The sequence below is a fragment of the Acinetobacter sp. ANC 4779 genome (genome assembly GCF_004331055.1).
GTDB lineage: Bacteria > Pseudomonadota > Gammaproteobacteria > Pseudomonadales > Moraxellaceae > Acinetobacter.
Map to the genome: position 1 here is coordinate 107,465 of NZ_SJNU01000005.1, position 26,489 is coordinate 133,953.

24 protein-coding genes and 1 pseudogene are annotated in these 26,489 nt (G+C 41.9%); 13 read left to right on the plus strand and 12 right to left on the minus strand.

The genetic code is table 11. The features are described 5' to 3' along the window. Positions 1 to 105 precede the first annotated feature (105 nt). From E0H80_RS07695 to E0H80_RS07725, 7 genes are all read right to left on the minus strand, one after another. A complete protein-coding gene (locus E0H80_RS07695; RefSeq protein WP_131364642.1) occupies positions 106 to 735 on the minus strand; it encodes a 3-oxoacid CoA-transferase subunit B in 630 nt (209 codons plus the stop codon). After that, on the minus strand, positions 736 to 1,443 hold the full coding sequence (locus E0H80_RS07700; RefSeq protein ID WP_131364644.1) for a CoA transferase subunit A: 708 nt from the start codon (positions 1,441 to 1,443) through the stop codon (positions 736 to 738). A 103-nt stretch (positions 1,444 to 1,546) separates the two neighbouring features. Beyond that, the gene (locus E0H80_RS07705) at positions 1,547 to 2,449 is read right to left on the minus strand and encodes a hydroxymethylglutaryl-CoA lyase (RefSeq protein ID WP_131364646.1); all 903 of its coding nucleotides are present in this window, start codon (positions 2,447 to 2,449) and stop codon (positions 1,547 to 1,549) included. After that, positions 2,446 to 4,440 carry an acetyl/propionyl/methylcrotonyl-CoA carboxylase subunit alpha gene (locus tag E0H80_RS07710; protein WP_131364648.1) on the minus strand — a complete coding sequence of 665 codons (1,995 nt, stop codon included), beginning with the start codon at positions 4,438 to 4,440 and terminating at the stop codon, positions 2,446 to 2,448. The genes E0H80_RS07705 and E0H80_RS07710 overlap by 4 nt, the downstream gene beginning before the upstream one ends. A gap of 13 nt (positions 4,441 to 4,453) precedes the next feature. Further along, positions 4,454 to 5,254, minus strand: coding sequence for an enoyl-CoA hydratase/isomerase family protein (locus E0H80_RS07715; RefSeq protein ID WP_131364650.1), 801 nt, complete (start codon positions 5,252 to 5,254; stop codon positions 4,454 to 4,456). Between the two features lie 12 nt (positions 5,255 to 5,266). Next, positions 5,267 to 6,868 (minus strand): carboxyl transferase domain-containing protein, encoded by a 1,602-nt coding sequence (locus E0H80_RS07720; protein ID WP_131364652.1) that lies wholly within the window; start codon positions 6,866 to 6,868, stop codon positions 5,267 to 5,269. Positions 6,869 to 6,910: 42 nt separating this feature from the next. Then, the gene (locus E0H80_RS07725; RefSeq protein ID WP_131364654.1) at positions 6,911 to 8,083 is read right to left on the minus strand and encodes an isovaleryl-CoA dehydrogenase; all 1,173 of its coding nucleotides are present in this window, start codon (positions 8,081 to 8,083) and stop codon (positions 6,911 to 6,913) included. Positions 8,084 to 8,229: 146 nt separating this feature from the next. Here E0H80_RS07725 and E0H80_RS07730 point away from each other — a divergent pair, with 146 nt between their 5' ends. Continuing rightward, positions 8,230 to 8,856: a TetR/AcrR family transcriptional regulator gene (locus tag E0H80_RS07730; RefSeq protein WP_131364656.1), complete on the plus strand. Its 627-nt coding sequence runs from the start codon at positions 8,230 to 8,232 to the stop codon at positions 8,854 to 8,856. 100 nt (positions 8,857 to 8,956) lie between these two features. Next, positions 8,957 to 10,648 carry an AMP-binding protein gene (locus E0H80_RS07735; RefSeq protein ID WP_131364658.1) on the plus strand — a complete coding sequence of 564 codons (1,692 nt, stop codon included), beginning with the start codon at positions 8,957 to 8,959 and terminating at the stop codon, positions 10,646 to 10,648. A gap of 214 nt (positions 10,649 to 10,862) precedes the next feature. On the opposite strand, the gene E0H80_RS07740 is transcribed toward E0H80_RS07735, so the two are convergent. The 4 genes from E0H80_RS07740 to E0H80_RS07755 all read right to left on the minus strand — a co-directional run bounded on the left by E0H80_RS07740 (position 10,863) and on the right by E0H80_RS07755 (position 16,212). Then, positions 10,863 to 11,300 (minus strand): DUF2147 domain-containing protein, encoded by a 438-nt coding sequence (locus E0H80_RS07740; protein WP_416224582.1) that lies wholly within the window; start codon positions 11,298 to 11,300, stop codon positions 10,863 to 10,865. A gap of 626 nt (positions 11,301 to 11,926) precedes the next feature. Beyond that, the gene (locus E0H80_RS07745; protein WP_131364660.1) at positions 11,927 to 13,639 is read right to left on the minus strand and encodes an electron transfer flavoprotein-ubiquinone oxidoreductase; all 1,713 of its coding nucleotides are present in this window, start codon (positions 13,637 to 13,639) and stop codon (positions 11,927 to 11,929) included. 122 nt (positions 13,640 to 13,761) lie between these two features. Continuing rightward, positions 13,762 to 15,000, minus strand: coding sequence for an MFS transporter (locus E0H80_RS07750; RefSeq protein WP_067867178.1), 1,239 nt, complete (start codon positions 14,998 to 15,000; stop codon positions 13,762 to 13,764). 57 nt (positions 15,001 to 15,057) lie between these two features. Beyond that, positions 15,058 to 16,212, minus strand: a complete 1,155-nt coding sequence (locus tag E0H80_RS07755; RefSeq protein ID WP_131364662.1) for an acyl-CoA dehydrogenase family protein — start codon at positions 16,210 to 16,212, stop codon at positions 15,058 to 15,060. A 311-nt stretch (positions 16,213 to 16,523) separates the two neighbouring features. On the opposite strand from E0H80_RS07755, the gene E0H80_RS07760 reads away from it, so the two are divergent. The 5 genes from E0H80_RS07760 to E0H80_RS07780 all read left to right on the plus strand — a co-directional run bounded on the left by E0H80_RS07760 (position 16,524) and on the right by E0H80_RS07780 (position 22,254). After that, positions 16,524 to 17,303, plus strand: a complete 780-nt coding sequence (locus E0H80_RS07760; RefSeq protein WP_131364664.1) for an enoyl-CoA hydratase — start codon at positions 16,524 to 16,526, stop codon at positions 17,301 to 17,303. 3 nt (positions 17,304 to 17,306) lie between these two features. Next, the gene (locus E0H80_RS07765; RefSeq protein ID WP_131364666.1) at positions 17,307 to 18,824 is read left to right on the plus strand and encodes a 3-hydroxyacyl-CoA dehydrogenase; all 1,518 of its coding nucleotides are present in this window, start codon (positions 17,307 to 17,309) and stop codon (positions 18,822 to 18,824) included. 21 nt (positions 18,825 to 18,845) lie between these two features. Then, the gene (locus E0H80_RS07770) at positions 18,846 to 20,048 is read left to right on the plus strand and encodes a 3-oxoadipyl-CoA thiolase (protein ID WP_131364672.1); all 1,203 of its coding nucleotides are present in this window, start codon (positions 18,846 to 18,848) and stop codon (positions 20,046 to 20,048) included. 12 nt (positions 20,049 to 20,060) lie between these two features. Next, the gene (locus E0H80_RS07775) at positions 20,061 to 21,278 is read left to right on the plus strand and encodes a CaiB/BaiF CoA transferase family protein (protein ID WP_067867168.1); all 1,218 of its coding nucleotides are present in this window, start codon (positions 20,061 to 20,063) and stop codon (positions 21,276 to 21,278) included. Positions 21,279 to 21,408: 130 nt separating this feature from the next. Next, entirely contained in the window at positions 21,409 to 22,254 is an 846-nt protein-coding gene (locus E0H80_RS07780; RefSeq protein ID WP_067867166.1) for an IclR family transcriptional regulator, read from the plus strand. An 81-nt stretch (positions 22,255 to 22,335) separates the two neighbouring features. On the opposite strand, the gene E0H80_RS07785 is transcribed toward E0H80_RS07780, so the two are convergent. Further along, the gene (locus tag E0H80_RS07785) at positions 22,336 to 22,770 is read right to left on the minus strand and encodes a PaaI family thioesterase (protein ID WP_131364674.1); all 435 of its coding nucleotides are present in this window, start codon (positions 22,768 to 22,770) and stop codon (positions 22,336 to 22,338) included. Between the two features lie 418 nt (positions 22,771 to 23,188). On the opposite strand from E0H80_RS07785, the pseudogene E0H80_RS07790 reads away from it, so the two are divergent. From E0H80_RS07790 to E0H80_RS07815, 6 genes and pseudogenes are all read left to right on the plus strand, one after another. After that, positions 23,189 to 23,330 (plus strand): annotated as a pseudogene (locus E0H80_RS07790) (IS5/IS1182 family transposase); the annotation flags it as partial. Between the two features lie 112 nt (positions 23,331 to 23,442). Continuing rightward, the gene (locus E0H80_RS07795; RefSeq protein WP_131364676.1) at positions 23,443 to 23,727 is read left to right on the plus strand and encodes a hypothetical protein; all 285 of its coding nucleotides are present in this window, start codon (positions 23,443 to 23,445) and stop codon (positions 23,725 to 23,727) included. A 629-nt stretch (positions 23,728 to 24,356) separates the two neighbouring features. Further along, a complete protein-coding gene (locus E0H80_RS07800; protein WP_131364678.1) occupies positions 24,357 to 24,791 on the plus strand; it encodes an I78 family peptidase inhibitor in 435 nt (144 codons plus the stop codon). A gap of 171 nt (positions 24,792 to 24,962) precedes the next feature. Further along, a complete protein-coding gene (locus E0H80_RS07805) occupies positions 24,963 to 25,232 on the plus strand; it encodes a hypothetical protein (protein WP_067867133.1) in 270 nt (89 codons plus the stop codon). Positions 25,233 to 25,740: 508 nt separating this feature from the next. After that, positions 25,741 to 25,962: a hypothetical protein gene (locus E0H80_RS07810; RefSeq protein ID WP_131364680.1), complete on the plus strand. Its 222-nt coding sequence runs from the start codon at positions 25,741 to 25,743 to the stop codon at positions 25,960 to 25,962. A gap of 292 nt (positions 25,963 to 26,254) precedes the next feature. After that, positions 26,255 to 26,479 carry a hypothetical protein gene (locus E0H80_RS07815; protein ID WP_067867129.1) on the plus strand — a complete coding sequence of 75 codons (225 nt, stop codon included), beginning with the start codon at positions 26,255 to 26,257 and terminating at the stop codon, positions 26,477 to 26,479. The last annotated feature ends 10 nt before the right edge of the window (positions 26,480 to 26,489 follow it).

Consider the following 26,489-nt stretch of genomic DNA (forward strand, 5'->3'; position numbering starts at 1 on the left):
CTCTTGTTTTTAGAGCAGGAAAATCTATGCCAGAAATGATTTCCCCTTAAAACTTTGGTCAGCTTTAAGGGGAGAGCGGGAATAGAAGATCACAGCAACACAGCATTATTGAAGCAGTTTGACACCGGTGACTTTTTGAATATCTTCAAAGCTGACCTCTTTTGCCAGTTCAACCAGTTTGACCCCGTCAGCGGTAATATCCAGTACACCTAAGTCACTAATAATCCGGTGTACCACGCCTTTACCCGTCAGTGGCAAGGCACATTGATCCACAATTTTTGGCGTACCATTTTTGGCGCAATGTTCCATCAACACCACTACTTTTTGTACACCTACGACTAGATCCATGGCACCGCCCATACCTTTGACTTTTTTACCCGGAATCATCCAGTTGGCCAAATCACCTGTTTGGGAAACTTCCATGGCACCTAAAATGGCAATGTTGACATGACCGCCACGAATCATCGCAAAAGATTCCGCGCTGGAAAAAAACGCCGCACCTTTACGCGCAGTGACCGTTTGTTTGCCGGCATTGATCAGGTCGGCATCTACCGTTGCTTCAGTTGGAAATTCACCAATACCGAGTAGGCCATTTTCCGACTGTAACCAGACATCCATATTTTCAGGAATATAGTTTGCGACCAATGTCGGCAAGCCGATGCCTAAATTAACGTAGAAACCATCTTCCAGTTCCAAAGCGGCACGCTGTGCCATTTCATTGCGCGTCCAAGCCATTTATACCGCCTCCGTTTTTAATGTCATTTGTTCGATGCGTTTTTCAGGATTACGATTTAAAACAATCCGGTTGATATAAATGCCGGGAAGATGAATTTCATCGGGATCCAAATCACCAATTTCTACAATTTCTTCCACTTCAGCAATGCTGATTTTGCCGGCCATAGCACAGACCGGATTAAAATTTTGTGCGGTTTTACGGAAAATCAAATTGCCGGCTTTATCGGCTTTATAGGCTTTGATCAAGGCAATATCGGCAGTTAAGGAATTTTCCAGAATGAATTCTTTGCCATCGAATTCACGAACTTCTTTGCCTTCGGCAATTAAAGTGCCGACACCGGTTTGAGTGAAAAAGGCCGGAATACCTGCACCACCGGCACGAAGTTTTTCAGCTAAAGTACCTTGCGGTGTTAGTTCAACTTCCAGTTCGCCGCTCAAATATTGACGTTCAAATTCTTTGTTTTCACCGACATAAGATGAAATCATTTTTTTAATTTGTTTGGTCTCTAATAAAAGTCCCAAACCAAAACCATCGACGCCGGCATTGTTGGAAATACAGGTCAGTTGTTTGGCACCCGTATCTTTAAGCGCTGCAATTAAAGCTTCCGGGATACCACATAAACCAAAACCACCGACCGCCAAGGTTTGACCGTCTTTGACAATATCTTGTAATGCCGCTTGTGCACTTTCATAAACCTTATTTGGCATTTGATCCCTCTTTTTTATTTATGGTCAGGCCGTGTATGACCGAACTTTAATTTTTTATAAACTTCCTGCATGATTTCTTGGCGATGAGAAAATCATGCAGCGTTTAAGCACACTTGTTTTGCCAATAGGCATTGGCATAATTGGATGGATTGTTGCGCTTTAATACCTGACTGATGTTTTGGCTGGCCTGCATTAAGGCATCCAGATTAATACCAGTTTCAAAGCCCATCTTGGATAAAAGATAGTACAAGTCTTCCGTGGCAACATTGCCCGAAGCACCTTTGGCATAGGGGCAACCGCCTAAACCGGCAATCGAAGAATCAAAAACCCGAATGCCTTGAGTAAGCGATTGATAAATATTGGCAATGGCCATGCCGTAAGTATTATGAAAATGTCCGGCTAAAACCTGGCTGTCCAATTCGGCCAAACAAACCTCCCATACTTGTTTGACCCGATCCGGAGTGGCGGTACCAATGGTTTCCCCTAAGGACACTTCATAGCAGCCCATATCCAATAGTCGCTTGCTGACTTTGACGACTTGCTGAGGATCAATTGCCCCTTCATAAGGACAATCGACCATACAGGAGACATAACCACGCACTTTAATATCATTGGCTTTGGCTGCTGCCATGACATCGGCAAATTTTTCAAAGCTTTCATCAATGGAACAGTTGATGTTCTTGCGGGCGAAACTTTCAGAAGCTGCGGTAAATACCGCAACCTCTTTACAACCGACTGCTAAAGCCGACTCAAAGCCTTTTAAATTTGGGGTCAGCAAGCTGAACTGAATATTGGGATCTTGTGGCAACTGGCTAAACAGCAAATCACTATCTGCCATTTGCGGCACCCACTTTGCCGAAACACAAGAACCCACTTCAATCGACTTTAAGCCTGTTTGCATCAAGTCCAGAATAAAGTCTTTGCGCTGCTCAAGCGTCAAAGGGGTCTTTTCATTTTGCAGACCGTCGCGCGGACCGACTTCTACAATTTTGACAAAGTCATTCATGCAACTTCCTCCGCCAAGGCCTGAAATTCCACCAGTTCATCGCCGGCTTTGACCTGGTCACCAGCCTGGAAATAGGAAGCTGCAATGATGCCGTCATATGGTGCGCGAATTGAATATTCCATTTTCATGGCTTCAAGGGTCATTAGCACATCGTCTTTTTTCACCCGATCATTGGCGCCAACCAGAACTTGGGTAATCACGCCCGGCATGGGTGCTTTTAGATTGCCTTCAGTGCTTTGTGCATCCTCAGAATTGAATTTCTGATTCAAATAACTGAACTTGTGGCTTTGACCATTTTTGAAAATAGTGAGGCCATGTGCATTTTGGCTAAACGCAATTTTGTCTTGTTTGCCGTTAATATTGAAATGTGCGCTATTGCTATTTAAAAGCTGTCCGGAAATATGGAATTTTTCACCTTGATATTCAGCAACAAAAGCTTTTTTTTCAGCGCTTAAATTGACTTGGATAAGGGTCTCGTCTAACTTTAATTTAATCGCATAACTTGGACTAATATTGATGCGCCATAGTGTTTCACTTTGCCAGACCGGATTGCTTGCCGGTTTATTCTTGCTAAAACGCAGGAGTAATTCAGTCAATGCCGTGGCAACCACCAACTCCGGTTGTAATGATGGAATATTCTTAAACAGGAATTCATCTTCACGCTGAATCAGGTTGGTATCCAATTCGGCATTTTTAAATGAATCACAGCGAATAATACGGTCCAAGAAGGCAATATTATTACCCAGACCATCGACATGGAACTGACCCAGGGCATGATGCATTTGCAATAAAGCCGCTTCACGGTTTTCGCCCCACACGATCAGTTTGGCAATCATCGGATCATAATAGCTGCTGATTTCATCGCCTTGAACAATACCGCTGTCGACACGAACATGCTGATTTTGTTCAGGGTAGTGTAGATAGCTGATTTGCCCAATCGCAGGAATAAAGCCTTTTTCCGGTTCTTCGGCATAAACACGGGCTTCAATGGCGTGACCGTGAATCTTTAACTGATCTTGCTGTTTTGGTAGTGGCTCACCAAAAGCAACACGCAATTGCCATTCCACCAGATCAACCCCAGTAATCATTTCAGTGACCGGATGTTCAACCTGTAGACGGGTATTCATTTCCATGAAATACGCGGTTCCATCTTGCTCGACAATAAATTCGACCGTTCCTGCACCGACATAATCGACCGCACGTGCGGCATCAATGGCGGCTTGGCGCATGGCATCAAGTTTGTCTTGTGAAACCAATGGCGCTGGGGCTTCTTCTAACACTTTTTGATGACGGCGCTGTACCGAACAATCACGTTCAAACAAATGCACATAGTTGCCGTGTGAGTCACCAAAGACTTGTACTTCAATATGACGCGGATTAATCACATAGCGCTCAATCAGCACTTCATCATTACCAAAGCTCGATTTGGCCTCGCTTTTACAAGATGCCAGTGAACCCAGAAAATCTTCACTGCGTTCAACCAGACGCATGCCTTTCCCACCACCTCCGGCACTGGCTTTAATCAAGACCGGATAACCAATTGCATCGGCCTGTTGCTTTAAAAATTCAGCCTCTTGATTGCTGCCATGATAGCCCGGGGTCAGCGGAACACCGGCTTTTTCCATCAAGGTTTTCGAGGTTGCTTTTAAACCCATAGCCAAAATAGCGGCTACCGGTGGACCAATGAAGATAATGTTGTTGGCTTGGCAGGCTTCGGCAAACTGGTCATTTTCAGACAAGAAGCCATACCCTGGATGAATCGCTTGAGCACCGGTCTTTACCGCAGCCTGAATAATGCGGTCCATCTGTAAATAACTTTGTGCGGCAGGGGATTCGCCGATATAAATCGCTTCATCGGCTAGTTTGACATGTTGCGATTGGGCATCGGCATCTGAATAGACCGCCACCGTGGCGATTCCAAGTTTTTTTGCGCTACGAATCACACGGCAGGCGATTTCACCACGGTTTGCAATTAAGATTTTTTCAAACATTGTATGATCCTTATTATTGTTGTGCTGTAGAGATAATCCAGGAAGGACTTTGCTTATCCAAAAAAGCACTCAAGCCATTCTTGGCCTCTGATCCTTGGCGTATATGAGCAATATGTTGAGCAGTTTGCAGCAGTAATTCTTCGGTTAATACCTGTTGGTCGACCATTTGAATCAGTTGTTTCGATGATGCCTGTGCTTGAGGGCCACCCAAAAGCAAGGCTTGAACCATTTCGTCAATCTTGCTATCCAGTTCTTCTACCGTTGTAACCTCATGAACCAGACCGATTTTGTGCGCTTGCTCGGCAGTAATCCGTTCTGCGGTTAAGAAGTAGCGCGAAGCCTGACGGGCACCGATGGCACGAATCACATAGGGGCTAATGGTCGATGGCGCTAAACCTAAACGAACCTCAGACGTGGCAAATTTGGCATCCATGCTGGCAATACAGATATCACAGGCTGAAGCCAGCCCCATGCCGCCACCAAACGCGATTCCATGCACACGGGCAATAGTCGGCTGTTTTAAAGTCGCCAGACTTTGCAACATTTTTGCCAGCTTTAAGGCATCGGCTTCATTTTCCGCTTGAGATGCTTGTCCGGCCTGTTTCATCCAGTTCAAGTCGGCACCGGCTGAAAAACTTTTTCCGCGTCCAGCCAAAACCACCACCCGCACATCATCACGACTGTTTAATGCAGTAAAACAATGCTGTAATTCTTCAATAACGTTGGTATTAAAGGCATTGTGCAATTCAGCGCGGTTAATCCAGACCGTAGCGACCTGACTCTGTTGTTCGAGTTGTAAAAATTGATAGTTCATTATTTTTACCCCCTACATGCGGAACACGCCAAATTTGGTGGGTAAAATGGGCGCATTCAGCGCAGCTGCCAAACTTAAGCCCAAGACCTGACGCGTTTGCGCAGGATCAATCACACCGTCATCCCAAAGACGCGCTGAAGCATAATAAGGATGACCTTGGCGCTCGTATTGATCACGAATCGGTTGTTTAAATTGATCTTCCTGTTCGGCTGACCAGCTTTCACCTTTTTGTTCAATCTGGTCACGTTTTAAGGTAGAAAGTACGCTTGAAGCTTGTTCACCACCCATCACCGAAATACGCGAGTTTGGCCAAGTCCACAGAAAGCGTGGAGAATAGGCACGACCGCACATGCCATAGTTGCCGGCACCAAATGATCCGCCTATCACTAAAGTCAATTTTGGTACATTGGCATTGGCCACCGCCATCACCAGTTTGGCACCATTTTTGGCAATGCCTTCATTTTCATACTGGCGACCGACCATAAAGCCGGTAATGTTCTGAATAAAGAGCAGGGGAATGTTGCGCTGGGTACACAGTTCAATGAAATGCGCCCCTTTTTGTGCAGATTCCGAAAACAGAATGCCATTATTGGCGATGATGCCGACTTTCATACCGAAAAGTTCAGCAAAACCGGTAATCAGCGTGGTACCAAAACGGGCTTTGAATTCGTCAAAACGTGAACCATCGACAATACGGGCAATCACTTCTCGCACATCAAAGGGCTTACGTGCATCACTGGGCACCACACCATAAAGTTCTTGAGCATCAAATAACGGTGCTTCAATTTCATCTGCAGTTTTATTGGGTTTTTTATTTAAATTCGCCACAATATTTCGGGCTAGGGCAATCGCGTGTTCATCACTTTCAGCCAGATGATCGGCCACCCCAGAAAGACGAGTATGCACATCACCGCCGCCTAAGTCCTCGGAACTGACCACTTCACCCGTCGCAGCCTTCACCAAAGGCGGGCCACCCAGGAAAATGGTGCCTTGATTACGCACGATAATGGTTTCATCCGACATGGCCGGGACATAAGCCCCCCCTGCGGTACAGCTACCCATCACTACAGCAATTTGAGCAATACCTTGGCTTGACATGCGCGCCTGGTTATAGAAAATACGACCGAAGTGATCACGGTCCGGGAACACCTCATCCTGCATGGGTAAATATGCGCCGCCTGAATCGACCAGATAAATACATGGCAAATGATTTTGTTCGGCAATTTCTTGAGCGCGTAAATGTTTTTTTACTGTCAGCGGATAATAAGTGCCGCCTTTTACCGTGGCATCATTGGCGACAATCATGCAGGTCACGCCATTCACCTGACCAATTCCGGCAATCACGCCGGCAGCCGGCACATCATCTGGATAAACTTGATAAGCCGCCAGTTGCCCAATTTCTAAAAAGGCAGTTCCGGCATCAATCAGATGATCAACACGTTCGCGTGGTAAAAGTTTGCCGCGGGCCAAATGTTTTTCGCGCGCTTTTTCACCGCCGCCTAAAGCAATTTTTTGCGCTTTTTGTGTTAAGTCATCGACCAAAATCTGCATGGCAGTCTGGTTGGTTTTAAAATCTTCGCTTCGAATATTAATTTTGCTTTGTAATATATTCATGTTCAAACTTCCTTATTATTCATTGTGCCAAGCGCTCGTGATTTAAGCTGTTTCATTAAACAGTTCACGTCCGATCAGCATGCGACGGATTTCAGAAGTTCCCGCACCAATTTCATACAATTTGGCATCGCGCCATAAACGGCCTGCTGCAAATTCATTGATATAACCATTGCCGCCTAAGGTCTGAATGGTTTCACCTGCCATCCAGGTGGCTTTTTCAGCAGCATATAAAATTGCACTGGCTGCATCTTTACGTAAGCTGCGGCTATGATCAGCCTTGTCACATTCAGCGCCCACGGCATAAACCAGCGCTTTACAAGCCAGCCAAGTCGAATACATATCGGCAATTTTGCCTTGCATCAACTGGAATTCACCGAGTGCCTGACCAAACTGTTTGCGGTCGTGAATATAGGGAATTACCGTGTCCAGACAGGCATCCATAATGCCTAGCGGGCCGGCACTTAAAACAGCACGTTCATAATCCAAACCACTCATTAAAACTTTGGTGCCATTGCCCACACCGCCTAGCACATTTTCTTTCGGCACTTCTACATTGTCGAAGAAAAGCGGGTAGGTGTTTGATCCGCGCATGCCTAATTTATCTAAATGCGTGCCATGACTAAAACCTGGCATGCTTTTCTCAACCAGAAAAGCCGTCATGCCTTTAGAACCAGCTTGCAGATCAGTTTTGGCATAAACCACCAATACGTCAGCATCGCCACCGTTGGTGATCCACATTTTTGAACCATTCAGCAGGTAATGATCACCTTTATCTTCGGCTTTGAGTTTCATGCTGACCACATCGGAACCTGCATTGGGTTCAGACATTGCCAAAGCACCGACAAAATCGCCGGAAATCAGTTTAGGTAAATATTTTTGTTTTTGTTGTTCAGAACCATTGCGATTAATTTGATTGATACATAAGTTAGAATGAGCGCCGTAAGACAGGCCAATAGAGGCGGATGCGCGAGAAATTTCCTGCATCGCAAGAATATGGGCCAAATAACCCAGGTTCGTTCCACCGTATTCCTCGCTTACAGTCAGGCCAAGCAGCCCCATATCACCAAATTTTTTCCACAGGTGAGCGGGGAATTCATTGTCTTGATCAACTTGCTGAGCAATCGGTGCAATCTCCTTTGCACAGAATGCTGCGATTGAATCTTTAAGGGCAATTAACGTTTCATCCAAACCGAAATTTAAGCTTTGTAGATTCATTTCTTCATTCATCCTGATGGTTATATTTGTTGTTCCAAAAGCATTTTTGTTGTGCTTGATTTTTACAATACAACTATTTTTTAAAAAAGTGAATCAAAATTCACAAAATGATTTACAATTCATTTTAGCTGGATGAGAATAAGATTATGAGTTATAAAAGATCATCATTGATGCAGGAACGAATGGAGCAAAACCGTCAAACGATTTTGCAGTCTGCGCGTGAACTGATTGCTCTAGGGGGCTTTAAAGATGCGCAAATTCAGGCAATTGCTGATCGTGCAGGCGTATCCAGTGGTCTGGTTTATCGTTATTTCGATAACAAAAGTCAGGTGTTAATTGAGGTATTGTCAGAATCCATTCAGTATGAAGTTCAAGTTTTGAACACCATTGCTGCAAGTGATCTTTCTGCAACTGAAAAATTACACAAGGCAGTGACGACTTTTGTTAAACGTGCATTGAACAGCCCCCAACTTGCGTATTCGCTGATGTTTGAACCTGTCGATCCTTTACTCGAACATGAGCGTTTTCGCAGCAAGCAACTGATTAAACAAAGCATTAATGAAATACTTGCCGAAGGTAAAATCAATGGTGAGTTTGGATTTGAAGATTTAAATACCGCAGCCTTGTGTGTGGTGGGTGCCATGACTTTTGTGGTGATTGAACCCTTGAATCCTTCTAAAAGTGTCAGGTTTGATCAGGCGTATAAAGACTATTTTGTCAAACAGATTGCCGATTTTTGTGTGAGTGGCGTTTATTTAAAGGAGGGTGAGTGATCAGTTAAACACAAAAATAAGGCTGTTTGGAAAAGTCGTCTGAGTCAAAACAATTAAAGTGAAAGAATCATAATTACAAAGAATCAAGGAGAGCGATTCAATGACACAAGTACGGTTAAGTTATGCCTATGGAGCAAGCAGTCAGCCTTTACTTGGGATGACCATTGGTGAAAAGTTTGATCAGGCATGTCAGCAATATGCTGAACAGGATGCTGTGGTCAGCGTGCATCAAAATGTACGCTTAAGCTATAAACAGCTGCAGGATCAGGTCAATGCATTTGCTTGTAGCCTGCTTCAATTGGGCTTGGAAAAGGGCGACCGAATTGCGATTTGGTCGCCAAATTGTGTGGAGTGGACCATCACCCAGTTTGCAGCCTTTAAAGCCGGCATAATTCTGGTCAATCTGAATCCAGCCTATAAAAGTAGTGAACTTGAATATGTACTGAATAAAGTGTCCTGCAAGGCATTGGTGATTGCAGCACAATTTAAAACCAGTAATTATCAGGAAATTTTAACTAAAATTGCCCCTGAAATTACCGAATCGGTAGATAAACGACTTTCTGTAAAACGCCTGCCGCATTTAAAGCACGTGATTAAAATTGATCATGAACAGCATATCGGTATTCATCGTTTTGCTGACTTGTTGCCAGAACCGACCGCTGTTCAGTTAGAGCAATTACAAGAGATTGCCGCTGATTTACAATTTGATGAAACCATTAACATTCAGTTTACCTCGGGCACCACGGGTAATCCGAAAGGAACCATGCTGACGCATAATAATATTTTAAATAATGGTTATTTTGTCGGTGAAGCGATTCATCTAACCGCACAGGATCGGGTCTGCATTTCGGTGCCATTATTCCACTGTTTTGGCATGGTGATGGGTAATTTGGCCTGTATTACTCATGGTTCAACCATGGTTTATCCATCGGCGGTTTTTAATCCGCTCGACACTTTAAAAACCATTCAGCAAGAAAAATGCACGGCCGCTTACGGCGTTCCGACCATGTTTATTGCCATGCTTGAGCATGAGCAGTTCGATGCGTTCGATCTTTCCAGCCTTCGTACCGGTATTATGGCGGGCAGCCCGTGTCCGCGTGAAATTATGCAGCGTGTAATTGACCGTATGCATATGGCCGAAATCACCATCTGTTATGGTATGACTGAAACTGCACCTGTGAGTGTGCAAAGCTCGACTTCAGATTCGGTCGAACGCCGTGTCGGAACTGTCGGCCGGGTACATCCACATCTTGAAATCAAGATTGTTGATGAAAATGGCAAAGTGGTACCGCGTGGAAAACTTGGTGAACTCTGTGTACGTGGTTATTCGGTCATGCTGGGTTATTGGGAAGACAACGACAAAACTCAGGAAGTGATTGATGTTGCCAAGTGGATGCACACCGGTGATATTGCCGAAATGGATGAAGATGGCTTTGTGAAAATTAAAGGCCGAATTAAAGACGTGGTGATTCGTGGCGGCGAGAATTTATTCCCCAAAGAAATTGAAGACTTTTTATATACCCATCCCGATGTGTCCGATGTGCAAGTGATTGGGCTACCGGATGCCAAATATGGTGAAGAGTTGTGTGCATGTATTATTTTACATGACGACCATCAAACCGATGAAAAAACCATTCGTGAATACTGCGCTGAACATATCTCTCACAATAAAGTACCGCGATATGTGCGCTTCTTTACCGAATTTCCAATGACAGCTTCAGGCAAAGCGCAAAAGTTCAAATTGCAGGAATTGATGCGTCAGGAACTGAATTTAGTGGAAGATATTGCTTAAGATTGATTGCTTATTTTCTCTCACAATCTGCATTCCTCCCGATAGTATGCTAAATAACGGGAGGAGCAGAAATTTGAGAAAATTAAAAATATTAAAAGTATTCAGGTTTGAATAACACCGATATTCATTGTTATGACAGTCGATTATTAGCGGTTATGCCTACCAATAAAAAAGCGACTTAATAAAGTCGCTTTTTTAAATACTTCAATCAGGATTAGTTGACACGAACCCAAGTTTGGTTACGTCCTAAAGCAGAAATACCAATATATCCACGACCCGCCAAGGTTTTACCATCTTGAGATAGCTTGGCATTAAAGCTATAGGTTTTACCATTTTTAGGGTCGGTAATTTTCCCGTTATCATACACATTGTTTGCAGTCTTTTTCAGACCTGAGACAATCTGTATACCTTTAAGTGGTTTGTTATGGAATTTACCCGCACATTTTGTGCATTTTTCACTTTCACTCGCTTCCAGAACATCCACGATTTTTGCAGAGAGCACACCGTTAGAGGTTTCAGTAAACTGCACAACTGATAATGGTTTTTTAGTCACATCATCAATAGTTTTCCATTTAGTGCCATGTAAGGGATCGGAAGCTAGAGCTAGGCTAGAAACTAAAGATAGTCCTAATACGCTTAGAGTTGTTTTTATCATCATTAGACCTCAACTGATTTTGAGTAAGTTTTTCTTCAAAATTTATAGAAGTTGTGTAATACAGCTACAAGACTTCTACTCGGAAAACATGCATTGAAGAACTATGTTCAGATAGGAGTATGCTAAATAAAATAGTATTTATTATGAATTTTTCATGTATTTGTGTTTTTAACGTATATCAAGATAAATTAATAAGTAAGTAAATACAGTCGTTTGACATGATTTTATATAGATTAAGATATTATTTGTATTATCTAATATATTTATGATATCAACAAGATAGTAGTGCGAGTTCAGAAGATTTCGGCACCATATTGATAAAGCGTTTTTATAAAAATTTATTTACATGAGTTTTTATAATTGTCTTAATTTATGAGATAAAAAATTCATCATGAAAATTATCAGTCAGTGTCAAATAAGCAGTTTTATTAAAATGATTCACATTTAATTTTTAACTCATGTGAATAGTCAGTAAAAATATTTTTAATCTGAGCCTCCTGGGAGACTCAGATTACCTAAAAAAATAAATGAAGGCGTTATTCAAACGTCTGCATTGTGGGTAGGATAATGTTCAGGCACTTTTTTGTGAGATGCTAAACATTATCTTTCCAAACGTCACCAAATTACATATTCGGATAGTTCGGACCACCACCACCTTCCGGCGTTACCCAAGTGATGTTCTGGGACGGATCCTTGATGTCACAGGTCTTGCAGTGCACACAGTTGGCTGCATTGATCTGGAAACGTTTTGAGCCATCATTATTTTCCATGATTTCATAGACCCCAGCCGGGCAGTAGCGCTGCGCAGGCTCATCCCATTTCGGCAGGTTCACATTCACCGGAATCGAGGCATCGGTCAGCTTCAAATGCGCTGGCTGGTTTTCTTCATGTACGGTATTGGATACAAACACCGAAGACAGACGGTCAAAGGTCAGCTTGCCATCCGGTTTTGGATAGGTTGGCTTAAAGCTTTCCGCTGCCTGAGTTTTTAGTACCGCGTAGTCCAGAACAAGATCATGCAAAGTGAATGGAACTTTAAACACGTTCTGATCGATAAAGTTAAACGCACCGCCCATCCACTGACCAAACTTGTGCATCGCCGGGCCAAAGTTACGCGAGTTATACAGCTCTTCTTTCAACCAGCTGTGGTTGAACTTTTCGGTATAAGCTGTCAATTCTTTAGCAAAGAAATCTTCGCCTTCTACAACACGCGCAACCGCCAGATCACCGCCTTTTTCCACACCAGCTGCAATCGCTTCAAACACCGCTTCACCGCAGAGCATGCCGGATTTCATCGCAGTATGTGAGCCTTTGATCTTGGCAAAGTTCAGGAAGCCGGCATCATCACCAATCAAAGAGCCGCCAGGGAAAGTGAATTTCGGTAGCGAGTTAAAACCGCCTTTGGTCACGGCACGCGCACCATAAGAAATACGCTTGCCACCTTCCAGATACTGCTTGATTAAAGGATGGGTTTTCCAGCGCTGCATTTCCATAAATGGATACATGTGCGGGTTGGTATAGGACAGATCGACGATCATGCCCAAGGTCACCTGGTTGTTTTCAGCGTGGTACAGCCACCAGCCGCCTGAAGAACCGGTCTCGGCAAGAGGCCAGCCTGCACCGTGCATGACCAGACCCGGTTTATGTTTTGCCGGATCAATTTCCCAAAGCTCTTTAATCCCGATGCCGTAATGCTGTGGATCAGCATCTTTATCCAGATTGTATTGTGCCATCAGGCGTTTACCTAAATGACCCCGGCAGCCTTCAGCAAAAATGGTGTATTTGGCATGCAGTTCATAACCCGGGGTAAAGTTGTGCGTCGGTTCGCCATCCTTGCCAATGCCCATGTCACCGGTCTGAATGCCTTTTACCGTACCATCTGCATGATAGAGGATTTCTGAAGCGGCAAAGCCCGGGAAAATGGAAACTTCCAGTTCTTCGGCTTTGCTGCCTAACCAGCGCACCACATTGCCAAGCGAGATGACATAGTTGCCATCATTGTGCATGGTTTTTGGCACCATCCAGTGCGGTGCTTCCTGTGATTTTTCATCTGAAAGCAGGAAGAATGTTTTGTCTTCGGTTACAGGCACATTAAGCGGCGCGCCTTGTTCTTTCCAGTCCGGGAACAACTCATTCATGGCACGCGGTTCAAGTACTGCACCCGACAGAATATGTGCACCGACTTCAGAGCCCTTTTCCACGACACAAACGGACAGATCGTTTAGATTGTTTGCAATTGCAAGTTGGCGGATTTTGATCGCTGCAGAAAGACCCGCAGGGCCTGCGCCTACGATAACGACGTCAAACTCCATCGATTCTCTAGTTATATCATCCATAATGTAAAACCTTATTTCGCTTGGCGGTATTTTATCATTTTTAAAATTTGTTATGAAGTCTAATTTTATATTTTTCAAATAAAAAAAGCCTCCTAAGAGACTTTTTTAATGTGTTTAAAAATTTATGATTTTTGTGGATCGTATTGTTTTTCTTTGATGAACAGAGCAGGGATCACACCACAAATAAAGTATGCTGCACCCATTACAAGGAAACCAAGACCAATAGAACCACCGCTTGCTAAGTAACCAATGACCGCAGGTGCAATGGCAGCACCAAGACGACCCACATTGTATGAACCACCGATTGCGGTACCACGTACGGCTGTCGGGAAACTTTCAGTCATATACGTTGCATTTACGCCATATGGAATACCGTATAGGAAGCCAAAGATCACCAATAGATAAAGAATATTTTCTGGTGAGTTATAGAATACAATCAGAGGCAAGAAAATTGCTGTACCAATGGCACCGAATGCATAAGTAAAACGTCGTCCAATTTTATCTGCCATATAGCCAGCAAGGATTTTACCCAGAATCATTGCGGTATATGTACCGACCATATAAGCCGTCATTTCTTTAAATTTCATACCCAATTCAGTTTCTAGGTATGTTGGCATCCAGTTGTTTACACCATAGTAACCAAATTGCAGGAAACCCGCTGTTAATGCCCAAAGAATGAACATATTACGGTTCTTCTTGTCCTGAAAAATCATTTTCCAGGTTGATTCAGCAGGTTTGTCTGTCACTTCTACTTTCTTGAAACGGTTTTCTTGCCATGCAGCAGGTTCTGGCACCATTAAATGCATCAGAATGGCCAAACCAATCGGTAACGCGGCCACGTAGAACAGCATACGCCAGCCATGGTCTGGAATTAACCAGCCTGCAAGCAAGGTTGCTACGATATAACCCACTGTCCAACCTGCTTGGAGTGTACCAAGTACAGTTGTACGGTATTTTGTCGGCACATATTCTGCCATCAACGTATTAGAGGCAATATATAAAGAGCCCAAACCGAGGGAGGCGAAGAAACGTAAAGTGCCGAATTCTGCAAAAGACCGAGTAAAACCAAGACCACAAGTCAATACAGAGAACAATAAAATCGAGACAACTACAGTGCGCACGCGACCAAACTTATCACATGCCCATCCACCAAAAATACCACCAATCGCCATACCTGCCAGAGTAAAGCTTCCAAGCATCCCTGCTTCGACCGTTGTTAATCCAAATTCAGCTTTAATACTGCTTAAACTGTAAGATAAAAGCATTAAGTCTGCGCCATCAACCAATAAGGCCAAGAACGCAAAAATAAATGCAATTTTCCATGTGTTTGAATTAATTTTGGATAAAGTATTAACAGCCATAATCCATTACCTTATAAAAAAAGACTGAGTCGCAAGGAGAGTGACTCAGCCAAACTGTTAATGCGTAACTTCTTTAATCATGTTACGCGCAATAATTACTTGTTGAATTTGAGTTGTACCTTCGTATAAACGGAATAAACGCACATCGCGGTAAAAACGTTCAATAGCATATTCACTGATGTAACCTGCACCCCCATGGATTTGCACACCACGGTCTGCCACACGGCCACACATTTCTGTAGCAAACATTTTTGCGCAGGAAGCTTCAGTACTGACATTTTTGCCTGCATCACGTAGACGAGCCGCATCAAGTACCATACATTTAGCTGCATAAATTTCAGCTTTTGAATCGGCTAGCATGCCTTGAATCAACTGGAAGTTTGCAATCGCTTGGCCAAATTGCTTGCGTTGCACTGCATATTGAAGTGAATCCTCTAACATGCGAGTTGCTGCACCAACGCTTATTGCGGCAATATGAATACGACCTTTATCAAGCACTTTCATTGCCGTTTTAAAACCAACACCTTCGACACCCCCGATCAATGCAGATGCTGGAATGCGGCAGTTTTCAAAGATCACATCACAGGTATGTGCGCCTTTTTGCCCCATTTTCTTGTCACGTTTACCTAGAGAAATACCAAGGGTTTTGCTATCAACAATAAATGCCGAAATTGCAGCTGAACCTTTCAATTCAAGATTGGTACGTGCCATTACCGTAAATGCACCGGCATGTGGGGCATTGGTAATAAAGCGTTTTGTACCATTCAAGATGTATTCATCACCATCTTTTACTGCGGTTGTTTTTAAAGATGCAGCATCAGAACCAGAATCCGGTTCGGTTAGGCAGAATGATCCAATAATTTCACCACTGGCTAAGCGCGGCAGGAAATATTGTTTTTGTTCTTCTGTACCATCAATGATCAGGCCGGAAGCACCAATACCGTTGTTGGTACCAATAAGCGAACGGAAAGCAGGAGAGGTGCGACCCAGTTCAAAGGCGATATACACCTCTTCTTCCATAGTCAGACCCAGACCTTCATATTCTTCAGGAATGGTTAAACCAAACAATCCTAACTCTTTCATTTGCTGCACGATTTCTACAGGAATTTCATCTGTTTCAGCAACGAGTTCTTCATTTGGGATTAATACACCTTCAACAAATTGACGAATCATATCGACTAACTGGTCTAAGGTTTCCTGATCACGAATCATGTCCTAACTCCGTTTTTAGGATGTAAATCCTGTTCGGTTTTGAATAAGCAGAAATCGAACAAGATCTAGTCACTAAGCTAAATTTAATTGGATACTAATCAAAAAATCACAACTAAACAACATAAATAAAAGTAAATATCGCTATGCGGTATTTACTTTTATTTATATCCTGTGTATAACTTGTTGTTATTAATATAAATTAATTTATTTTGCACCTAGATAAAATATTTAAGCACCCTAAGGTAAGCTTGAATCATCGTAAAAACTATGTATATTGGTTTTATTGTACCGCAGTGCGAAATGAGAAAATTATGGAAAGCACCCAAATATTGAAACTGAATATTCAAGAAGATGGCGTGGCGATTGTAGAAATTCATCGACCCGAAGCAAGGAATGCACTCAATCTGGAATTACGTCAGGCACTCTCACACACTTTTCAGCAGTTAAACCAGAACCCCGCTGTACGCGCGATTGTACTGACCGGCGGGGAAAAAGTGTTTGCCGCCGGCGCGGACATTAAGGACTTTACCACTGCAACTACAGCGCAAATGTATCTGCGTCATACCGAACAGTACTGGCAAAGCATTGTCGATTGCACTAAGCCGATTATTGCGGCGGTCAACGGCTATGCCTTGGGTGGCGGCTGTGAACTGGCGATGCATGCTGACATCATCATTGCCGGGCAGTCGGCAAAATTCGGACAACCTGAAGTGAAACTGGGACTCATGCCGGGTGCGGGCGGTACGCAACGTTTGCTGCGTGCCATTGGCAAGTTTAAAACCATGCTGTTGCTGTTGTCGGGTAAATTCATCAGTGCTGAAGAAGCAAGTCAAATGGGTTTGGTGTCTGAGGTGGTTGAAGATGAAAATACCATTGCCCATGCACTTGAGATTGCAAGAACCATCGCGAGCTTCTCTCCAATTGCGGTGCAGCAAATTAAAGAAGTGACCAACTTGGGTCAAGACTTGTCATTGCAAGGTGCACTAACCTTAGAGCGTAAAGCCTTCCATATTCTATTTGACACCCAAGATCAAAAAGAAGGTGTAAACGCATTTTTTGAAAAACGTCCTGCACAGTACAGGGGAGAATAAGATATGACCATTCAATCTATTGCGTTGATCGGCACTGGTGTAATGGGCATGGGCATAGCGCAAATTGCTGCGCAAGCCGGTGTTGAAGTTCGCTTATTTGATGTAAAAGCCGGTGCCGCAGAAGCCGGCTTGGCCAAACTCACAACCATGCTGGAAAAATTGCAGGCCAAAGGTAAATTCACGGAACAGGTGCTGAATGAAACTTTGGCGCGTTTTATGGTTTTAGACAGTATTGAACAGATTGCCGGTGTGGATATGGTGGTTGAAGCCATCATCGAAAACCTTGAGATCAAGCAAAGTTTGTTTAAACAAATTGAAGCGATTGTTGCACCAACCACGATTTTAGCCACCAATACATCTTCATTGTCTGTAACCGCAATTGCCTCAAATCTTCAATATCAAGGGCGGATGGCCGGTTTCCATTTTTTTAACCCTGTGCCACTAATGAAAATTGTCGAAGTGATTGCAGGGCTTGCAACAGAAGAACAAGTGGTTGCAGATTTGTTAGAACTGGCGCAGCGCATGGGACATTTTGGTGTCCGTACCAAAGATACTCCTGGATTCATCGTTAATCATGCTGGCCGTGCTTACGGCACCGAAGCGTTAAAAGCGTTGGGTGAAGGTGTTACCTCTATTTCAGAGATCGACCGGATATTGCGTGACGGTGCCGGTTTCCGTATGGGGCCGCTTGAATTATTTGACCTGACTGCACTGGATGTATCGCATCCGGTGATGGAATCGATTTTTAATCAGTTCTATCAGGAAGACCGTTACCGTCCGCATGCTTTAACCCGTCAAATGTTGGCTGGAAAGAAAATTGGTCGTAAAGTTGGTGAAGGCTTTTATAAATATAATGATGGCAAAAAGACCAATGAAGCACCTGTATCAGCTGTTCCAGAAGTAACAAACTTTAATGCAGTATGGATTACGGCGGATCGTGAGCAAGATGCCAGCGTATTACGTGATTACATCCGCATGCAAGGTCTCGTATTGGACAGCGCAGAACAACCTGCGGCAGACAGCTTAATCATCCTAGCTACTTATGGTGAAGACACGACAACGGCAGCGATCCGCTTCAATGTCGATGCAAGCCGTGCCGTGAGTATTGATTTGCTGACCGATTTTGCCAAGCACCGCACCTTGATGCCGTCTATCGTGACCGCGAAAAATTACATCGAACAGGCGCATGCCATTTTTGCCCAAGATGGACAAGGCGTGACGGTGATTGCTGAAAGCGTTGGTTTTGTGGCACAGCGTGTATTGGCAATGGTGGTCAATCTGGCGTGTGATATTGCTCAACAACAAATTGCCACAGCATCAGATATCGACAAGGCGGTGAAACTGGGTCTGGGTTATCCGCATGGTCCAATTTCATGGGGAGATGTATTGGGTAGCCAACGTATTTTGCTGATTCTAGAGCGAATCTATGCCAATACCGGTGATCAGCGCTACCGTCCAAGCCCATGGCTCAAACGTCGTGCACAACTGAATTTATCTTTACTTCACAGCGCAGCTGTCTAAGCAAGTCAAAAGGAATTTTTTATGCTAAATGCCTATATTTATGATGGCGTACGTACCGCATTTGGTCGTCATGCCGGTGAGCTTGCAAAGATTCGTCCCGACAACCTGGCTGCGCATGTAATTAAAACCTTGGTAGAAAAACACAATTTACCGAATAATATCTATGATGAAGTGATTTTGGGTAACACTAACCAAGCCGGTGAAGACAGCCGTAACATCGCACGTCATGCCGCATTGCTTGCAGGTTTGGATGTAAAAACGCCGGCGCAAACCGTGAACCGTCTGTGTGCATCTGGTTTAGCCTCTGTCATTGATGCAGCGCGTGCCATTAGCTGTGGCGAAGGCGAGATTTTTATCGCGGGTGGGGTCGAGTCGATGTCGCGTGCGCCATTTGTATTTGCCAAATCTGAAAAAGCTTTTGGTCGTGATTTTAAAGTGTTCGATTCTGCGATTGGTGCGCGTTTCCCAAATCCTGCCCTTGAAAAGCAGTTTGGTGATGACACCATGCCAAAAACTGGCGACAACGTTGCAGTTGAATATAACATTAGTCGTGAAGATGCAGATACCTTTGCCGCAGCATCGCAAGCCAAATATGAAGCGGCAAAACAGGCCGGTTTCTTTGAAGGTGAAATTGTCGGTATTGAAGTGCCGCAAGGTCGTAAGTTAGCGCCTAAATTAGTCGCGCTTGATGAGCATCCACGCCCATCGTCTAATATGGAAGCTTTGCAAAAACTGAAACCATTGTTTGAGGGCGGTGTCGTCACTGCGGGTAATGCTTCAGGGGTCAACGATGGTGCTGCGGCATTAATTATTGGTTCCCAGCAAGCTGAGCAAACCTTGGGCTTTAAGCCGATTGCTAAGATTTTGGCATCGGGTGCAGCAGGGATTGAGCCTCGTATTATGGGCGCAGGTCCCGTTGAGGCAATCAAACTGGCATTAAAACGTGCCAACCTGACCTTGGCAGACATGGACATTATCGAGATCAATGAAGCCTTTGCCTCTCAAGTGTTGGCCTGCCTTCGAGGTTTGGACGTTGCACTGGATGATCCGCGTGTAAATCCAAATGGTGGTGCCATTGCAGTCGGTCACCCACTGGGTGCATCGGGTGCTCGCCTGGCATTATCAACGGCACGTGAACTGCAACGTAGCGGCAAAAAATATGCCGTGATCAGTCTTTGTATTGGTGTGGGACAAGGTCTCGCAATGGTTATTGAACGCGTATAAAGGTAAAGACACATGGGTGCATTAGAGGGTATTCGCGTACTGGATTTAAGTCGCGTACTTGCAGGTCCTTGGTGTGGTCAAATCCTCGCGGATTTAGGCGCAGAAGTGATTAAAGTTGAACGTCCAGAAACGGGTGATGACACCCGGTTATGGGGTCCGCCTTGGATGAAGAACAATCAAGGCGAGGACACACGTGAAGCAGCTTATTACCAATCTGCGAACCGAAATAAACTTTCTGTTGCGATTGATATTTCGACTGTTGAAGGTCAGGAATTGGTCCGCGCTTTAGCTGCAGACTCTGATGTGATGATTGAAAACTATAAAGCCGGTTCGCTGAAAAAATACGGACTGGATTACGATAGCCTCAATGCCATCAATCCGAAATTGGTGTATTGCTCAATTACCGGGTTTGGTCAAACCGGCCCACGTGCACCTGAACCGGGTTATGACTTTATCATTCAGGGCATGGGCGGTTTAATGTCTGTGACCGGTGAAAAAGATGATTTACCGGGTGGAGGTCCACAAAAAGTGGGTGTAGCCTTCGCTGATTTAACTACAGGTCTGTATTCAACTATTGCCATTCAAGCGGCATTGTGGAATCGTACGATTACTGGTCTAGGTCAACACATTGATATGGCATTGCTGGATGTGCAAGTGGCCACTCTAGCCAATCAAGGCATGAACTATTTAGCATCAGGTAAAGTGCCGGGTCGTTATGGTAATGCGCATGCCAATATTGTGCCTTATCAGGTGTTTAAAGCAGCAGACCAAGACTTTATTATTGCATGCGGTAATGACAAACAATTCGTGTCACTCAGCAATGCGATTGGCTTGCCGGAATTACCAAAGGATCCACGCTTTACCACCAACGCATTACGGATTAAACACCGCAGTGAAATTGGCGAGTTATTGTCTGCACATTTCCTTAGCGATAATGCGAAGCATTGGGTTGAAGTAATTCATGCAGTGAAAGTACCGGTTGGATTAATCAATAACCTTGAGCAAGCCTTTGAAGAGCCGCAAGTGAAAGCCAGAAATATGCTGGTTGAAATGCAGCATCCTTTAAAAGATAAGCTGAAAGTGATTGGTTCTCCAATCAAACTTTCTCGAACTCCGGTGGAATACAAGCAAGCTCCTCCAATGCTGGGTGAACATACCAATGAAATTCTGGCGCGTGTAGCCGATGCTGAAAAATTAGCAGAACTACGAAGCAAAGGTATTATTGGTTAATCCCTCTTAAAAGCCATGTTAAGATGAATAAAGAAGCAACTTTTTATAAGTTGCTTCTTTGCTATTAATAGGATATTTATATTATAATTTTCGCATTGCGAAACAGAATTAAAGAAATTAGGCCATTTAAATGACTGAAGTGACGGAATCGGAACAAGCGGAGAAGCTATTAGCTCCTTTACGATATGAACTCCTGGATCCTATTGAGGATATGCAGGAGGAAAATGATCGCCAATATATTACCGCTCTTGCCCGTGGCTTGGAACTGTTACGTTGTTTTACCCCAAAACATCAATATTTAGGCAATCAAGAACTCTCCCAAATGACGGGTTTGCCGAAACCGACCATTACCCGTTTAACCCATACGCTTTCACGTTTGGGGTATTTAAAACAAGTACCAAACTCAAGTAAATTTCAGCTTTCTGTTGGGGTGCTTTCATTTGGTTATTCGATGTTATCGAATCTTTCAATCCGTTCGATTGCACATCCGTACATGAAAGAATTAGCGGATTACGCAGGTGCAGCTGTTGCCATGGCAACCCGAGATCGCTTAAACATGATTTACCTAGATGTCGTGCAAGGCAAGGGTAATGTCACTATGCGACGCCAAGTGGGTACTTATTTACCCCTTCATTTAAGTTCAGTGGGTCGTGCATGTCTGGCAGCAATGCCGGAAGACGAGCGTGAGTTTCTATTGAATGCCATTCGTGCCAAACACAAAGAAGACTGGATAAAAATAAATCGTGAATTAGATAAAGCTTTTAAAGATTATCAAGATTTCGGATATTGTTTCTCGGTCGGTGACTGGCAGAAAGATGTGAATTCAGTAGCCGCGCCTTATTATCATGATCAGCATGGATTACTGGTATTTAACTGTGGTGGACCCAGCTTTATTTTAAGCCGTGAAAAGCTGGAAGATGAAATTGCTCCACGCTTAGTGCATATGGTAAATAATATTCGTATAGATGTTGGGTAGCGGGTATTAAGACCCTATACCTATTACTTAAATTATCAAATAAAGAGCAGTATCTTTTTGAATAGAGACTGCTCTTTTTATTTATTTTCGAATAATCATTAATGTCGCAGTACCATGCGCATAAATTTTATTATTTTCATCCATAATTTTTCCTTCGGTACTGACAATTGTCCGTCCTGCATTAATCAAGTGCCCAATGCCTCGATAGATTTTTCCCACCTGCATGGGGCGGATCATTTTTATATTCAGGTCAACAGTAGCAAAGCGATTGCCTTTGTCCATAATCGAGTGGGCAACTCCACCCGTTACACTGTCTAGAACCGTGGCACAAAAACCACCATGTACGCCACCTTGTAAATTAATATGTTCTTCACTGGGCGTAACCTCATACACGATATAACCTTCTTGTACATCCACCAGTTTCATGGGAATGGTTCTGGCCATGGGTGCATGTGGAATTTCACCATTTTTGAGAGCAGTTAAAAATTCTAATCCTGTATATTGATCCATCGACATTTAATCTTATTTCCTATACGCCTTTTAGTTGTGACTATTTTAATATTTTTTAAGTTATTTTGGAATTAAATACCGCTCAGTAAAACTAAAAGTTTATGGGTCTTTATTATGTTATTCAGTATAGTTTAATGAGTTTTTAGAAATTTATGTAAATTGACTGTTTCTATAATTAATTGTATGGATATTTTTGTTTAGAAATGTTCCACAGAGAAGTAAACGTGAAGCAATGGAGCTTTCAGCAATAGCATCTTATCATTCAATCTTGATTATAATCCTCTGATGTAAGATAAAAAATCTAACCGCTTGCATCAGCAAGGGTGCATCAAATCTAATTTTTAAATCATCTTTTGTTCAATAAAACTTTCTATTTAATTAATAGACCTCCGGCGAAAGTAAAAACCACTTTAATATAAATTTACTGAGATATCAGAAATTAAATCTTTTTTCAAATTCTGAATTCAAGCGCTTGGTTGGCATGCCTCGACAAATTTTTATTGAAATGGTAGAAGTTTTAGAAAAAGCAGGATCACTCAAAAAAATCAGGTCGCCCTCATAGGCTATGAATTAAACTGCGTTAAATTCATGGGCTTTTATTGCCTTAGATCTGGTTTTACCTGTAATGGAATTTGTACTTTCCTGCTATAGTTCAATGTAGCGGAGAATACTTTTACCATGAATCTTACTTATAAATATTTGTACACTCGCTTTCATGTGTTTGGTTCTTTACCAACGCATAAGGTTTTTAAAAGTGAAACTGGCAATCAATCTAAATTAGTGTTTGCAGATCAGTCTTTTATTTATGGTGTGGTTTCCAATTGGACTATTGACAATACACATTTTGATGGCTGTAAATCTACATGGCAGCAAGAGTCAGAATTTTTTTTAGATAAGGAAAAGGAAGCATTGATTCTATATCGATTACAGCATCCACAATTTAAAACTGAAGCTGTGATTTAATCTGTTCAAAAAAAGCTCACCGAAAAATGAGATTTTTATTGTCATTTTTTTAATTTTCAGCACATATAAAGGGAATGCAGCATTAAACAAATGTTGTTTTGGATTTATATAAAATAATTTACCTAAAATACGAAATAAATGATAAATAGGTCAATATAATTAAAATAATAAAATAATAAAATAAATGCTTTTCTGTAACTTATTGGAAATAATAATAACAAGGTTATACGCCTGTCTAAAATTCTAATTTTGAAAGACGTAAAAGCTATAAGCAGTTGCGCCATAGAAATAATTGTCGAAAAAAATCATTAAAAATAATTAAAAGAGGATGAAGTAAGTTTAAATTGGATGGCGTTACCTTAAATAATCATGAGTGAAAAAAGGATTTAATTTAAATTAAGATAATATTGTTATTCACCCCAAAACAGGGGGGTATTAAAGGTAATTCCAAAAACCGATAGAATTAAATTTAAAAAAAAGATTAAACGACTACTTTGATTTTTTAATAAACTAATAAAAGATTGTAAAGAAAAATAACTCATCCAAAAATGAGCTTATTTTTTTTAAATAACAACATTGATAATATTCCTATTTTTGATATCTTTGAATTTTACTAAGAATTCAAAATCATGAAAAAAATAGCGTTACTAGGCTTTATAATTTCCTCAGTTGCAGCCTGTTCAACTGTACACAACACAGGTGCTCTTGCACCAAAGTTAGCTCTAGCCAATCCTGCGAGTGAGTATTGTATTAACCAAGGTGGAAAATTAGAAATCAAAAATGAGATGAGCGGTCAGGTAGCTTATTGCCATTTGCCAAATAATCAGGTTATTGAAGAGTGGAAATATTTCCGAGACAGTTCAAAAGAATGCTTAGCAGAGGAAGCGAAAGTTTTGGTAGGACAAATGGGTTTAACTGATGGCCAGATTAAACAAAAAACTCAATCTGAAATTATTCGTAGAATAGCGCCTGGACAGCCAGTGACGATGGATTACCGTGCAAATCGAATTACAGTGACCATCGATCCAGTTACTAAGAAAATTACCCAAGCAAACTGTGGTTAATTTTTTATTAAAGTAAATTTATTGACGTAAAAATAACAGCTTAAAAGCTCATCGAAAGATGGGCTTTTTTTATAACTAAATGTGAACAATCAGCTAACAAATGCAGTGAATATTTTTGAAATTCTTCGGGTGTATATTATTTAATTAATAGGTTTGCTGGAGTAATGAAAAATGAAAAGTGCCACTAATTTTCAGATGTTACAGCAAGTTTATAACTTTATGGCTGAGAAGCCAAACTTTAAAACCAAGGGAGAGTTAGATCTATTATTAGAATTTTTTTCAGAAATACAGCAGGATCAAAAATCGGAGATAAGGCTTGATTCACCTTCTAAAATTATTGGTAAATTTGGCAGCCGACAAATAATCAATATTAATTTAGCGCCTCCTATACGGCATAAAAATGATTTTCTGGCATGGGTGTATAAACAATTACATCGATAAGTGTTTAATTTATTTTAATATTATAAGTAATTAATTTGTTTTAATATTATTCCTTTAATCAATTCAAATAACAAGAGAAGCTCGCCTAACAACGGTGGGCTTTTTTATTACCATCAAACTGGTTACATTTTAAAAAAATCAATTTAAACAAATTATTGAAAATAGTTGTTTTAAAATTTATCAATAAAGTATGAGTGAAATCTTTTAATTATTCGAAAATAGAGAAAAATAAATCAATTAGCTAAATTCGAATAATTCACCCGATTAAGTATATTTTATTTGAATTAAAATTCTATTTTTTAAAAAAAATTAAATGCGCTAATTTCCACCTGAATTATTTTGTCTTTATGCCTATGAATGCTTTAATGAATTTGATTACCGAAGTGGATGAGTAAATACTATATAGATAATTAATAATATAAAACAAATGTTTGTGATTTATTATTGAAGCCTTTATGACTTTATATTTAGGTTATAATTGTATTTTTGGTAATCAATGGTGACCAAAATGACTGAATCAACTTCGCTACTCACATTTGAAGAGTTATTTACTGAACTTCACAATGCGATTGCTAAACGAGAGCAAAATCCCGTTCGGTTAAAAGAACCTCTAGATTCTATTGAAAAGGGTGCAATTTTAGAATTGGAAGAATACTGCCGAAAACACGCTTTTAATTTTCAAACTCATTTAGAGGGCGAGAATACATTTGTGATTACCGTGGAGTATTAATTTAATGCAATTTTTAAGAGAGTTGTGTTGTTGGCACGCATATGAGTATGAACAGAATGACAAGGGCAAGACAATCAAAGTGTGCCGAAAATGTGGAAAAAACCTAGGCAAAATATGAGTTTCACCCCTGATAGCCGAATCTACTACGGCCGATAAAACCCCGTCATATAAAAGTTATGGGCAGTTTTTTCTTTTCTTATGTAAGAATCAGTATGGGTTAAGTTCCCAGATAGAAATTTTATTTATTCGTCATGATAAGTTGTAGAGCCTAATCCACATATAAGGCATTAGAATGAAAATTATTGCTAGAGATCGAAATACAGGTGAAATGATAGAACTCGATGCTGAGGAAGATACCAGCATGGGTATTTTAAATTATTTTTATCGTGATCGAGAGGGGAATTATTTGTGTTCAGCTAAACATCCCTATGACAAAATGCCTAGACATTCGGTGATGCCTAATATGCGTCTTGCTTTAGGTCAGAGATTCATCTTAATTATAGAAATAATAGAATAACAACCAGCCT